The 11,416-nt window shown below is 67.7% G+C and carries 12 protein-coding genes and 1 tRNA gene; 5 read left to right on the top strand and 8 right to left on the bottom strand.

Going from position 1 to position 11,416, the window contains the following annotated elements:
• Nucleotides 1-115: 115 nt before the first annotated feature.
• Nucleotides 116-577 carry a GatB/YqeY domain-containing protein gene (locus WDV06_RS33745; protein ID WP_395513633.1) on the bottom strand — a complete coding sequence of 154 codons (462 nt, stop codon included), beginning with the start codon at nucleotides 575-577 and terminating at the stop codon, nucleotides 116-118.
• 68 nt (nucleotides 578-645) lie between these two features.
• On the opposite strand from WDV06_RS33745, the gene WDV06_RS33740 reads away from it, so the two are divergent.
• Both WDV06_RS33740 and WDV06_RS33735 read left to right on the top strand, forming a co-directional pair.
• Nucleotides 646-1,584, top strand: coding sequence for a metallophosphoesterase (locus tag WDV06_RS33740; RefSeq protein WP_395513632.1), 939 nt, complete (start codon nucleotides 646-648; stop codon nucleotides 1,582-1,584).
• Nucleotides 1,585-1,691: 107 nt separating this feature from the next.
• Nucleotides 1,692-1,765: transfer RNA gene (locus WDV06_RS33735), tRNA-Pro, on the top strand.
• 77 nt (nucleotides 1,766-1,842) lie between these two features.
• Here the strand turns inward: WDV06_RS33735 and WDV06_RS33730 are convergent.
• From WDV06_RS33730 to WDV06_RS33715, 4 genes are read right to left on the bottom strand one after another with little or no spacing between them, the layout of a single operon-like run.
• Entirely contained in the window at nucleotides 1,843-3,009 is a 1,167-nt protein-coding gene (locus WDV06_RS33730) for a site-specific integrase (RefSeq protein ID WP_395513631.1), read from the bottom strand.
• The gene (locus WDV06_RS33725) at nucleotides 3,006-3,209 is read right to left on the bottom strand and encodes a helix-turn-helix domain-containing protein (RefSeq protein ID WP_395513630.1); all 204 of its coding nucleotides are present in this window, start codon (nucleotides 3,207-3,209) and stop codon (nucleotides 3,006-3,008) included. Before WDV06_RS33725 ends, WDV06_RS33730 begins: the two co-directional genes overlap by 4 nt.
• The gene (repSA, locus tag WDV06_RS33720; RefSeq protein WP_395513629.1) at nucleotides 3,206-4,597 is read right to left on the bottom strand and encodes a replication initiator protein RepSA; all 1,392 of its coding nucleotides are present in this window, start codon (nucleotides 4,595-4,597) and stop codon (nucleotides 3,206-3,208) included. Before repSA ends, WDV06_RS33725 begins: the two co-directional genes overlap by 4 nt.
• 26 nt (nucleotides 4,598-4,623) lie before the next feature.
• On the bottom strand, nucleotides 4,624-4,851 hold the full coding sequence (locus WDV06_RS33715; protein ID WP_395513628.1) for a hypothetical protein: 228 nt from the start codon (nucleotides 4,849-4,851) through the stop codon (nucleotides 4,624-4,626).
• 302 nt (nucleotides 4,852-5,153) lie between these two features.
• Here WDV06_RS33715 and WDV06_RS33710 point away from each other — a divergent pair, with 302 nt between their 5' ends.
• The 3 genes from WDV06_RS33710 to WDV06_RS33700 all read left to right on the top strand — a co-directional run bounded on the left by WDV06_RS33710 (nucleotide 5,154) and on the right by WDV06_RS33700 (nucleotide 8,295).
• The gene (locus WDV06_RS33710) at nucleotides 5,154-5,912 is read left to right on the top strand and encodes a GntR family transcriptional regulator (RefSeq protein WP_395513627.1); all 759 of its coding nucleotides are present in this window, start codon (nucleotides 5,154-5,156) and stop codon (nucleotides 5,910-5,912) included.
• Between the two features lie 26 nt (nucleotides 5,913-5,938).
• Nucleotides 5,939-6,442 carry a P-loop nucleotide/nucleoside kinase family protein gene (locus WDV06_RS33705; RefSeq protein ID WP_395513634.1) on the top strand — a complete coding sequence of 168 codons (504 nt, stop codon included), beginning with the start codon at nucleotides 5,939-5,941 and terminating at the stop codon, nucleotides 6,440-6,442.
• Nucleotides 6,443-7,305: 863 nt separating this feature from the next.
• Nucleotides 7,306-8,295, top strand: coding sequence for a PIN domain-containing protein (locus WDV06_RS33700; protein ID WP_395513626.1), 990 nt, complete (start codon nucleotides 7,306-7,308; stop codon nucleotides 8,293-8,295).
• A 659-nt stretch (nucleotides 8,296-8,954) separates the two neighbouring features.
• On the opposite strand, the gene WDV06_RS33695 is transcribed toward WDV06_RS33700, so the two are convergent.
• From WDV06_RS33695 to WDV06_RS33685, 3 genes are all read right to left on the bottom strand, one after another.
• Nucleotides 8,955-9,923, bottom strand: a complete 969-nt coding sequence (locus WDV06_RS33695) for a hypothetical protein (RefSeq protein ID WP_395513625.1) — start codon at nucleotides 9,921-9,923, stop codon at nucleotides 8,955-8,957.
• A 409-nt stretch (nucleotides 9,924-10,332) separates the two neighbouring features.
• A complete protein-coding gene (locus WDV06_RS33690; protein ID WP_395513624.1) occupies nucleotides 10,333-10,563 on the bottom strand; it encodes a hypothetical protein in 231 nt (76 codons plus the stop codon).
• Between the two features lie 7 nt (nucleotides 10,564-10,570).
• Nucleotides 10,571-11,035 (bottom strand): hypothetical protein, encoded by a 465-nt coding sequence (locus WDV06_RS33685; RefSeq protein WP_395513623.1) that lies wholly within the window; start codon nucleotides 11,033-11,035, stop codon nucleotides 10,571-10,573.
• Nucleotides 11,036-11,416: the final 381 nt, after the last annotated feature.

Below are 11,416 nucleotides of genomic sequence, written 5' to 3'. Positions count from 1 at the left end.
CGGTGCACCCGGCCGTACGCGGCCCAACCCACCCCCCGTCGGGGGCCCCCCCCCACAAGAGGGGGCGCCCCCGGGCCGGAAAACCCGGCGGGGCCCCTCCCCTTGGTTCCGCCCCCTACGAAAGCTGCTTCTTGACGGCGGCGGCGACCCGGCCGCCCTCCGCCAGACCGGCCACCTTCGGGTTCACGATCTTCATGACGGCGCCCATGGCCCGGGGCCCCTCGGCACCCGCCGCCCTGGCCTCCTCGACCGCCTGCGCCACGATCTCGGCGAGCTCGTCGTCACCGAGCTGCTTGGGCAGGTAGGCGTCGAGGAACTCGCCCTCCGCCGTCTCGCGCGCGGCCTGCTCGTCGCGGCCGCCCTGGGCGAAGGCCTCCGCGGCCTCGCGGCGCTTCTTCGCCTCCTTCGCGATCACCTTGAGGACCTCGTCGTCGGAGAGGACGCGTGCCTCCTTGCCCGCGACCTCCTCCTTGGTGATGGCGGCGAGGGTCAGACGCAGGGTGGACGAACCGAGTCCGTCGCGCGCCTTGATGGCGGTGGTGAGGTCTTCCTGGAGCTTGGCCTTGAGCGTGGTCATGCCCTTGAGTCTGCCAGGTGCGGGGGCTGTGGCGCCCATCGGTTTTCCGCGTCTGCGACCATGGGGCCATGCGCGCGCGTTACGGAGTACCCCTGAAGGTCACCGCCGGAATCGCGGCGGTGGGGGCCGCGGGAGTGGCCTACGCCGCCGGGTTCGAGGCCCGCTCGTTCCGGCTGCGCCGGGTCACCGTCCCCGTGCTCCCCGCCGGGGCCCGTCCGCTGCGCGTGCTCCAGGTGTCGGACATCCACATGGTCGGCGGACAGCGCAAGAAGCGCGCCTGGCTCCAGTCCCTGGCCGGGCTGCGCCCCGACTTCGTCGTCAACACCGGCGACAACCTCTCCGACACCGAGGGCGTGCCGGAGCTCCTCGACGCGCTCGGCCCGCTGATGGAGTTCCCGGGCGTGTACGTGTTCGGCTCCAACGACTACTACGGGCCGCGGCTGCGCAACCCCGGGCGCTACCTGATCGAGAAGGCCCAGGGCCGGCACGGCCTGAACGGCAACAAGCCGGTGGTCGGCGCCGTCCACAACCCGTGGGAGGGGATGCGGGACGCCTTCGACGCGGCGGGCTGGCTGAACCTGACCAACACCCGGGGCCGGCTGAAGCTGAACGGCATGGAGCTGGCGTTCACCGGCCTGGACGACCCGCACATCAAGCGCGACCGCTACGAGCGGGTCGCCGGCGGCCCGGAAGCGGACGCGGACTTCTCGATCGCCGTCGTGCACGCCCCGTACCTGCGGGTCCTGGAGTCCTTCACGGCCGACCGCTACCCCCTGATCCTGGCCGGGCACACACACGGCGGCCAGCTGTGCGTCCCCTTCTACGGGGCCCTCGTCACCAACTGCGACCTCGACACGAAGCGCGTGAAGGGCCTGTCCACATACGAGGCCCAGGGCGAGCGCTCCTACCTGCACGTCTCGGCGGGCTGCGGCACCAACCGCTTCACCCCGGTCCGCTTCGCCTGCCCCCCGGAGGCCACCCTCCTGACCCTGACCCCGAAGGCGTAGCCCCCGGCCGGACCCCGCCGGACCCCCGCGAAAACCGGATTTCGTCTCCGGCGCCGGGTCCGCTAAAGTAATCGATGTCGCCAGGCGGAAACGCCGAGGGTGACGATCGGGGTGTAGCGCAGCTTGGCAGCGCGCTTCGTTCGGGACGAAGAGGTCGTGGGTTCAAATCCCGCCACCCCGACAGAGTAAGACCAGGTCAGGCACCTACCAGTACTGGTAGGTGCCTGACCTGTTTCTGTTGAGTGGCTAACTGAGTGACTACGGGTTCGGACCGGCCTTGAAGATCTCGTCCATGGCCGTTGCTCCGATCTGGATCACGGGCCGGATCTGCTTCCGGTAGACCGCTTCCGTGACGGCCGTACCCGAGTGGCCCACGAGCCGGGAGATCTCTTCCAACGGGACCCCGCTGTCGGAGAGCAGCGACACGAAGCTGTGCCGTAGCTCACGCGGGGTCCACTCCTTCGCGTCGATCTCCTCGGCGCCGGCTATGGCCTGCCGGAAGGCCCGACGGACGTTGGTCGAGTCCAGCTCTGTCCCCGTCGCGGAGGAGAACACGAGGCCCTTCTCCGTCCACTGATCACCGGCAGCAAGCCGATCCCACCCCTGATCTTCAAACTGCTTCCACAGCGCATCCACGCACCGGGCAGGCAGCGCGATCGTCCGGCGCGACTTCTTGGTCTTGGTGTCCCCTGTGGAGCGGACCGACCGCCACACCGCGATGTGCGGCGGCACGGGCGGTCCCGCGTTCGGGTCCCCCTTCAGGAAGACGTGATCCCAGGTGAGCGCCCTCATCTCCTCCGTCCGGGCCCCGGTGAGCAGGGCCACGACGATGTAGGCGTGCGCCGACGTTCCCTCTGCTGCCTTGAGCACCGCTTCGGCCTGGGCGAGGCTGAGGGCCTTCGACGGTCGGCCGGGCTGGCCGGTGGGGATCGAGCACAGTTCCACGATGTTCCGCTTCACCTTGTCCCGGACCATGGCCCGTTTCACGGACCTGTTCAGGCACGAGTGCATAGCCTGAAGGGTGCGGGTGCTGTGCGTCTTGGCTTTCGCGGCCAACCACCGGTCGACGTCCTCGCCGCTCAGCTCCCGGAGTTTCCGGGCGCCGAGCGCGGGGATGACGTGGGTCTGGCTGAGCGAGGTGCAGGTAGCCACGGTGTTGGCGTCGCGGCCGGCGAGCCCGTACATGAGCCAGTCGTTCACCGCATCGGCCACCGTGTAGTTGGTGGGCGCGATGGCGAGCCCGTCCTCATGGTCCCTGAGCACTTCTTTCAGCTTGTTCTTGGCCTCGGTCTTGGTCCGGCCGCTCCCCCGCCGCACGATGCGCTTGCCGCTCGCGTCGAAGCCGAGCTGCGCAGTGGCAATCCAGCGCTGTCGGCGCTCGTCCCAGTGAAGGCCGCCATCCCCACGGCTACGCCTCTTGGTCATGGCCGGGCCCCCGCTTCTCGCTCCAGCAGGGCGACGTACTCGGCTATGGCGGACGCCGGCACGAGCCGGGCCCGGCCTTCCGTAACGGTCCGAAGCCGCCCCGAGCGGATCAACTCATAGAGGACCGTCCGGCTCAGCCCCAACAGCCGCGTCGCGTCGGCGACTCGGTACAGAACCGGCTGCTGCACCGTCACGGTCATCGTTTCCCCTCCTGGTCTTCAGTCAGATCCGCGAGCGCTTCGCGGGCGGTGTCTCGGTTGGTCTTGATGTCGCGGGCGATGGTGGCGGCGAGCCAGGATTCGCCGGGGGTGTGTCCGTGCCCGGCGTAGGTCCAGTGGGCAAGGACGAGCGTGGAGTCCTCCGGGGTGTCGTCGGGGTCGGGCAGTCCGCGTTCCCGTCGTTCTTGGGCGGCTCGGTAGTCGGCGCGGGTCTGTCGGAGGGCGCCGAGGGTGGTGGAGTAGGCGCGGGACTTGGTGGAGAAGTGGCCTCGGAAGCCGAGCATGTGCGACCACTGCGCCAGCAGCCGGTCCGGGTAGGCATCGTCCAGGCGCCAGCAGGCTTCGATGAGGCGTCGGGTGTGTGCGGGCAGGTGGAGCTTGTCCAGTTCGGCGAGTTCGCCGATGCGGCGGTCGGCGGTGCCGGTGGTCTCGGCAGCCTTGGTCGCGTACTTCGCCACGTAGGAGGCCACCGCGGCTTCGGTCAGGTCCTCGTGCCCGAGCCCGCCGATCGGCTGGACGTCCACCTGCTTGCCCCAGCCCAGGGTGCGGGCGGCGAAGCCGCCGGAGGCGGGGACGCTCACGGCGACCCGGCTGGCAGCGGCCCGGATCGCGTCGTCCAGCAGGCCGACGGAGGCCCAGGCGGGTGGAGGAGTCGGCGGTCCGTCCGGTCCGTCGAGACGCACGACGGAGTGGAAGTGGACCGCTCCGCGCTTCTGGAACTCGGCAACCTTCCCGAAGGAGACCCGGCAGGACTCCTTCAGAGCCGTCTGCGTGATTCCGGCGCGGGCGGCGATCTCGCGGCGCAGGTAGATCGTGAAGCGCTGCCAGAGCTGTCCTGCGTAGTTGTTCCAGAGCACCGCACCCGCGTAGTCGTATCGGCCGGGGTCCAGGGCCGTGCCCAGCAGCGGGTCAGCCTCGGGGTGGGTGGTACCGCAGCGGCAGCGGCCGGAGGCGGGGCGGTTGTGGACCGGGCCGAAGGACGGGGCGGTGAGGGTGGCGAAGACCCGGGGGTGGGAGCGGACCGTGACGGGTACGTCCTTGCGCTCGTCGCCGGTGATCCCGGCCCGGATCAGGTGGTAAGTGTCCCCCGCATAGGTCCAGGCGCATGAGGGGCAACGGGAGGCCCGCCGGTTGCCGCAAGCGACCCGCAACCGGCCTCCGGGTTCATCGGCGGTCGAGTACGCGTACAGGACGTCCCCGGTTCGCCGGTCCCGGGTGACCGTGGAGCCGGACAGGTGGACCGGGTCCGAGCAGCCGCCGGTCCGGCGGACCTGTTCCCTCCAGCGGTCGAAGCCCGGAGCAGAGGCGACACGAAAGAGATCGGCGAGGGTGAGCGGGTCGGTGCCCAGCGAGGCCGCAGCACCAGCCACGGCCTCAGGGGCGACGGGAAAGACCGTCACGCTGCCACCGCCATGCGGGTAGCGGACCGGGCACTGGTGTTGTGCTGGAGGCACGGCCGGTAAACCGGGGCGTCGTCCGGGGCGTGGCGCAGCTCGGCGCGGGTCAGTTCGATCCAGCCCGTGAAGCCGCCGTTCAGCGGCCAGCCGATCATCTCGCAGGCACACTGCGGGCCGTCGAAGACCGCGCACCCGCACGGGATGGCCTCACCGATCAGACCGGTCATCGAGCCATCGTCCGAAGCAAGCAGCGAACCCTGACACTCATCGCAGACGTCAGAGCCGCCCGGGACTAACAGTGTGCTGTGCGCGGCAGAGGGCAGAGTGGGCATGATGAGACTTCCCTTCGAGGGAGCCAGGGGCGGCGGTTCTTCTTGGCGGTTGAGCGCCGCCCCTGGGCAAGGCCTAGGTGGTGCCGCAGCTCGCTCATCCATCCAGCGAGCGGCACATGCCTAAGGTTCCCTAGGGCACCCTAGGGTGTCAAGGGGTACGCTAGGGAAGTAGCAGCAGGGAAAGGGGAGTTGGAGCCATGGCAGACCAGGCCGACAATCGAGCGCCCTACGCGCAGATTGCCGCCCACTACGCGGAACTGATCACATCCGGCGATCTCCAGCCGGGCACGCTTCTGCCGAGCATCAAGAACCTCTCGCAGGAGTGGAACGTCAGCACCGCGACAGCGGAGAAGGCACTGCGCAAGCTCCGCAATGAGGGCCTCGTCAGGGGGATTCACGGAATCGGGACCGAGGTTCTGGATCGCCCCGCCCCCATGTCCTCAGGTTCTCAGCGTCAGGACCGAGGCCACCGCACCGGCTCCAGCTGGGGGACTGGTGAACGGTCCGACTCCCATCAAGCTTCGGTCGTGCCGGCGCCCGCTGACGTGGCCCAGGCCCTGGACGTGAAGCCCGGCTCGAACGTCATTCGGCGGAGTCGGGTCTACCGCGACCGGCACGGCATCGTGGCGCACTCAACCTCGTGGATCCCTGCGCGATTCGAAGAGTTGGTCCCACAACTCGCGAAGAGTGCGCGGCTCACCGGAGGAACGTCGTTGCAACTCATCGCACAGGCCACCGGCCGACCGATCACGCACCGGTTCGACACCGCCTCGGCCCGGTTTCTGACGCCTGAGGATGCACAACTTCTGGGGCTGGATCCCACCACGGCACCGTACGAACCAGTGGTCGTGATGACTGCGAAGTTCGTAGACAGCGAAGGCATCGTCGTTGAGTACGGCGTCGACCTCGGCGGCCCTGGGCGCACGTGGCAAACAGAATCGGAAGTTGCCCAGTGACGGCCGCCCAACCGGTCTGCGTCCTCATGGCAGGACTACCCGGCTCCGGCAAGACGACCCTCGCCCGCGCTCTGACCGCCCGCGGGTTCGTCAGGCTCTGCCCCGACGAGGAGATGTTCCGCCGGCACGGCGTGTACGGTGTCGACTTTCCCCGAGGCACGTTTCCGACGCTTGAGCGCCCGATCCTCGAAGAGATCTCGGCCGAGCTCCGCGAACAACTCAAAGCCGGGCACGACGTCGTGGTCGACCACGGATTCTGGACGCCACAAGACCGAGCTCACTGGCAGGCAATCGCAATCGAGGCTGGCGCCGTCTCGGTGCTGGTCTACCTCCAGGCTAGCCACGAAGAGCTCTGGTCCCGCGTCAGTAAGCGCAACGCTCAGCACGAAGACGATCCGAACTCGATCTATTTCGAAGAATCAGACCTGCTTCGGTACCGCTCCCGGTTCGTGCCCCCGGAGCCTGACGAGCCCCACCTTGTCTACGACGGGGACCCTGAGTCCCTGCTGAAGGCTGTGCGATTGGTCTGACGGGTGCCCCGGCCCTTCTCGGAGGTTCACGGGCGGGGGCAGGGGTGTCGTCGAGCGCCCTGCCGGACGACCCCACCTCATCAAGCCGAAGCCATTCCCGATCATGAGGGCGATGGAGCGGATGGGAGGGTAGCGGACTACACCCTGATCGATGACTCGCTCACCGACGTCCAGGCCGCTCACGCAGCCGGTGCAACGGTCGTGGCCTACGCCAACAAGCCCCACAAGGCCGCGCTCTTCGCCGAAGCGGGAGCCGACACCATCACCGACACCATGCACGCCATCGCCGAAGCCCTCACCACGGCACAGCCGTAGGAGCCGAGCGGACCTGTTACAGGTTTCTCTACCTCATCAAGCACCCGGCTGCGCTCCGCTCCGCCGGGCGGGCTTCCCGGCTCCGCTCTCGCGCGACGCTCCTGCCTTCGGCCCGCTCCGCGCGCGCTGCGCCGACGCCCGCCCCTACAAGACGGGATAGGCCCGAAGGCATGAGCCGAGTCCCCAGAGGCCGCTGGTTCCCTCCCTCACCGAACATGCCTCCGGCGGGGGCGCTCAGGCTCCGGGATGGCCAGGGCCCCGCTCGCGAGTGCCGGCCGGAGTGTGGTTGAGGCGGGGGAACTCCCATCCCGTCTGCCATCGACCCAGGACAAGCCGAGCAGACACGGCACCGGGCGTCCAGGTCGTACGTCCAGTTGGGCGCTCCACCTGGACGCCCGGCACCGCGCCCGCTCCACATACGTGTGGGTCGACGGCAGACGGGATGGGAGTTGGGGGTGAGTCGTGGGCAAGGCCGGCGGACCAGTTCCCCTTGACAGCTCTAAGTCAAACCGACCCGCATACCCTGAGGTTTCCTCTAGCATCCTGCTGTGCTTCGATTGCTGATTGACACCTCTGTATGGCTGAACATTGCGAAGCGGCGCGATGGCCAACAAATCATCGCCCCTTTGCGCGTCTTGCTGCACCAGAATAAGCTAGAGATCTTGGTGCCCGCTCTCATCTTGGACGAGTTTGACCGGAACAGGCCGCGAGCCGAGGCCGCAACATCCCAAAGCGTGAGGGAGAGGTTCAGGCTCCTACGTCAGGACTTGCAAGATTACGGCGACGACGAGGCGCAGGGTTGGATCGCAGAAATGGCGCACCAGATTCCGCATGTCAGTGCGCGATCGTTGCAGAATTTCTCCGAGATCTCTGACCTGATACGCCGAGGGACCCTCCTGGAGCCGAGTCCAGAGAATCACGCGTCGGTCGTCCGGAGAGGCCTTGAGAAAAAGGCCCCACTCCACCAGGACAAAAATAGTGTCGCGGACGCGCTACTGATCGAGCAGTATGCCTCAGCCCTGAAGTCCGATGAGGAAGCGTGTAGTGAGTACGTTTTCGCGACGGCCAACTACACCGATTTCTCCGCACCTAAGGGAGATCGACGGCAGCCTCATCCGGACCTGGCGGAAGTTTTTGCAGCGCCCAACTCTCATTACGTATACGACGTCGACGGCCTAGTGGCAGTTTTGGGTGAAAAACTCGGTAGCGATTACCTCGAAGAGGCCGAAGATGTGGAGTTCATTCAGTCCGAAACCGTCACTCGATCTCTGGTAGAGATTCTCGCGGCCCACGAGGAGTACTTCGAAAAAATCTGGTACGGCCGAAGTATTATGCGTGACACGGAGGATGGGCGAATCCATCCAGGAACATCCGAGTCGCTGGAGCGCACCATCTTGGCTGCCCGGCGGCGCATCGAAGAGAAATATGGCTCAGAGAGCCTCCCTCCCGTCGATGACTGGGAATGGGGTTTCATGCACGGCAAGCTGTCTGCTCTGCGCTGGATCATGGGGGATGAATGGGATTTTCTTGACACGTGATCCGCACCGCAAGGGTGGAGAGTAGCGGGCAGGATCGGTGATCCAACGGGCTCCGACGCTGCGTGCCGACCTCGTCTAGCCCAACACGTGTGCCAGGTGGTGCGCGGTGAAGCTGCGGTGCTCCCGTAGCAACCTCCGTACGCCTGCCGGCGAGCGGCTTCCTTCCGCACCCTGTGCCCAAGGGCCTGCTGGAGGCCCGGCATGGAGGTGGCGATGGCGAAGCGACGACGTCCGCAGCCCAGGGACAATCGAGGGCGGTTCACCACGACCGGCGTTCCGCTGTGGTTTGGTGTCCTGCTAGTGGCGCTGGTGGTGCTTTCCGTCGTCCGCTAGCCGTCGACACCGACGCGGGGCGGAACCACGCAAGCAGTGCCAGGTGAGTGTCTAACTGAGTGACAACAGGGCCGCACATCGGCGGACGGCCACGGACACCGACGGGCTATCGCCGCAGGTGAGACAGGCGATCAACCCTGGTCCATGCACCGCCCACGTTGATTCGGGACGAAGAGGTCGTGGGTTCAAATCCCGCCACCCCGACAGAGTAAGACCAGGTCAGGGGCCTGATCCGCATCGCGGATCAGGCCCCTGAGTGGTTTACGGCCTTGTGTTGGGAGCCGTCTGGGAGCCGACCCCGGAATCCGGCTCCGATGGGGAGCCGGTCAGGCAGCGGCGTTGCCGGGGTCCGGGGGAACCGTGCGCGTGCTCCGGTCGTCGAGGATGATCAAGGCGGGGCCGTTCTCCTTCTCGGCCTGATCTGTCACACGTTCCACCGCGAGCGCGGTCCGGCGGTAGACCGCCGCAGCCAGCGCCCACGTGGCCAGGTCCTGATCTTCACCGGGCGCGCCGCCGGCCTCGTGGCCCCGGGTCACCTTCCACATCGTGGTGAGCAGGGCGAGCAGGGACCTTCCCGACAGGGCCGTCTCGATCCGGCCGCTGTCCGCGTCGTCGATCCGCTCTGGGAGCCGGAAGTGCGCGTGCCCGCTGGTCTGCTCCGCGATGAAGTCCCACGTCTCCCGGTGGCAGATCAGGGTCGCGGAGGCGATCGATGCCGCCGACAGCAGGCGCTCCAGATGGGCGCGCTGGTCTTCCTGGCTGATCCGAGCGGGCTCCTGGGTCGGCGATTGGAGCTCAGCGGCCTTCCTCGTCATGGCAGTCCCCTGGCCGTGGGCGGTGCGAACTTCTTCCAGCAGGTCCACCTGGGGTTCCTTCCCATCGGATTCCTCGGTCGCCTCGGCCGGCTCGTCGATCTCCGGCGCGGCCGGTCCCAGCCCGGCGGTCTGCTGCTCAGCGGGCTCGACAATGGCCGGGGCACCGACGGCCGGGAGACTCGTCACAGGCGGCTGCACCGGAGGCTCCGCCTGGCTGGTCTCTTCCAGGCGCCGGCTCAGGGCCTCAAGACTGCCCCGTGTCTCCGCCAGGTCGGTGAGCATCCGTTCCTGACGTCGCCGGAGCTCACGGTTCTCCTCGCGCAGGCCCATCGTGCCTTGCGCCACGGCTTCGAGAACCTTCTGCCGTGTCTGGTCCAACGTCAGGTAGAGCGCGCTCAGACCCGTCGCGGGGTCCTGGAGCGCGCCCCGTATGACGTCGAGTTGACTCAGCGTCTTTTCCGTCTCGTCCCTCCGCCGCACGCAACCCCCACTTCACTCCCAGTGATGACCGCTCATCTCTCCCCGACGCAGTGTCAGCTAATGCGATGATTTCCAGCCGAATCGCGGGTCCGCTTGTGCGGGGCTGACGCGGGCGGTACCACAAAGACCATGCGCCGTCGGTCGCCCCTCAATGATCCTCGACTCGCCCTCGTGACCCGGATCAGTGAGGGCACCGAGATGTGCCACCACAGAGGAAGACCCGGTCCGGCCCCTACCGATTCGTGTGGGGGCCGGATGGCTGACTGGGTGACACCGGGGTCGGGGCAGGTCTGAAGGTCGGCTTCATGGCCGTCGCCTACGTTCGGGGGGCCAGTCCGGGGCTGGCCAGGTGGCGGGCCGAGCCGTGCAGTGGTGTTGGTGGTCCTCTGCCGGCATCGGCCGCTCGTGGTCACTCCGAAGGCGGTCGGCTCTTCGAGGACCAGGTCCGGTAGGCCCATTGCGCAACTGCACCTACCGCCAGAGACACCAGAATCGCACCCCAGTCGATGACGTGGGGGAGGCCAGGGCCGAACGCGAAGAACGCGAGGGACGCGGCGGTTCCGACGACGAAGGCGATGATGCCGCCGCGGCGGCGTTTGGCGGCCCGGGCGGGGTCTTCCCTGGGGGACTGGGTGGTCATGTGCTGCTCACTTCGTGATGTGGTGGCACTGACTGACCCGACGGACACCGTTGACGTGCAGGTGCGCGCACGCCTTCCCGTAGTGCGGCAGGGTCTGGGGCGCATTGTTCCGCATCGGATGGATCTCGCACTCAGTGTGGGTCTTGCCGCGCGATGTCTTGTACGTCTTGTTGTCCGTGTTGGCGTAGGTGAAGTCGATGCGCCAGTTACAGAAGCCCGAGTTCAGGGCTCCGATGAACCCGCAGTCGACCCCGGCGTTCTGGTAGGTGATCTTCTTGCCGTCGCCGCGGATGATGTGGGTGAACATGCAGCCCGTGGGCACCTTCATCGTCACACCCCCCACCTGATAGTCGAAGCTGGCCACGGGGCTGGAGCCGATGGCCCCGGCGTATGCGTGCGCCGGGGATAAGAACGCGAGCGCTGCTGTTGCGGCCACGGCTGTGGTGACACGCAGTGCGTAACGGGCGGCCATGTCTGATGCCTTTCGACGGATTGTCCTTTCAGCCGTGCAACTCCTCCGGGTGGCCTGGCGACTCTGGGGGCAGCGGGACATCCACTACGAAGAGTGAGCAAATAGGTCGATGGGGTGGTGGGGGCTGAGCGGTTGACAGTCGTCCCGCGGTGACCGGGGTGGCGGTGTGTGGGGTGCGGGTGGGGGGTGGGGGTGTTGGAATGCCCGGAGGGGGGTTGGTGGGCTGCGAGGAGGAGCGGGCATGGGCACCTGGCTCTCCTGCGTGGGCCCGCTCGGGCAGTCCGTGGTGAGTTCCGGGGGCGGGGTCGGGGGGGGGGGGGGGGGGGGGGGGGGGGGGGGGGGGGGGGGGGGGGGGGGGGGGGGGGGGGGGGGGGGGGGGGG

It is taken from the genome of Streptomyces racemochromogenes, from assembly GCF_044129415.1.
GTDB lineage: Bacteria > Actinomycetota > Actinomycetes > Streptomycetales > Streptomycetaceae > Streptomyces > Streptomyces racemochromogenes_A.
The sequence above is the reverse complement of the archived record's forward strand: the minus strand, read 5'-3'. Positions and strand labels throughout refer to the sequence as shown.

What these genes read in the sequence shown, in the direction of transcription:
- WDV06_RS33745 (WP_395513633.1), bottom strand. Translation starts at nt 577, where the DNA reads ATGACCACGCTCAAGGCCAAGCTCCAGGAAGACCTCACCACCGCCATC.
- WDV06_RS33740 (WP_395513632.1), top strand. Translation starts at nt 646, where the DNA reads ATGCGCGCGCGTTACGGAGTACCCCTGAAGGTCACCGCCGGAATCGCG.
- WDV06_RS33730 (WP_395513631.1), bottom strand. Translation starts at nt 3,009, where the DNA reads ATGACCAAGAGGCGTAGCCGTGGGGATGGCGGCCTTCACTGGGACGAG.
- WDV06_RS33725 (WP_395513630.1), bottom strand. Translation starts at nt 3,209, where the DNA reads ATGACCGTGACGGTGCAGCAGCCGGTTCTGTACCGAGTCGCCGACGCG.
- WDV06_RS33715 (WP_395513628.1), bottom strand. Translation starts at nt 4,851, where the DNA reads ATGACCGGTCTGATCGGTGAGGCCATCCCGTGCGGGTGCGCGGTCTTC.
- WDV06_RS33710 (WP_395513627.1), top strand. Translation starts at nt 5,154, where the DNA reads ATGGCAGACCAGGCCGACAATCGAGCGCCCTACGCGCAGATTGCCGCC.
- WDV06_RS33705 (WP_395513634.1), top strand. Translation starts at nt 5,939, where the DNA reads ATGGCAGGACTACCCGGCTCCGGCAAGACGACCCTCGCCCGCGCTCTG.
- WDV06_RS33690 (WP_395513624.1), bottom strand. Translation starts at nt 10,563, where the DNA reads ATGACCACCCAGTCCCCCAGGGAAGACCCCGCCCGGGCCGCCAAACGC.
- WDV06_RS33685 (WP_395513623.1), bottom strand. Translation starts at nt 11,035, where the DNA reads ATGGCCGCCCGTTACGCACTGCGTGTCACCACAGCCGTGGCCGCAACA.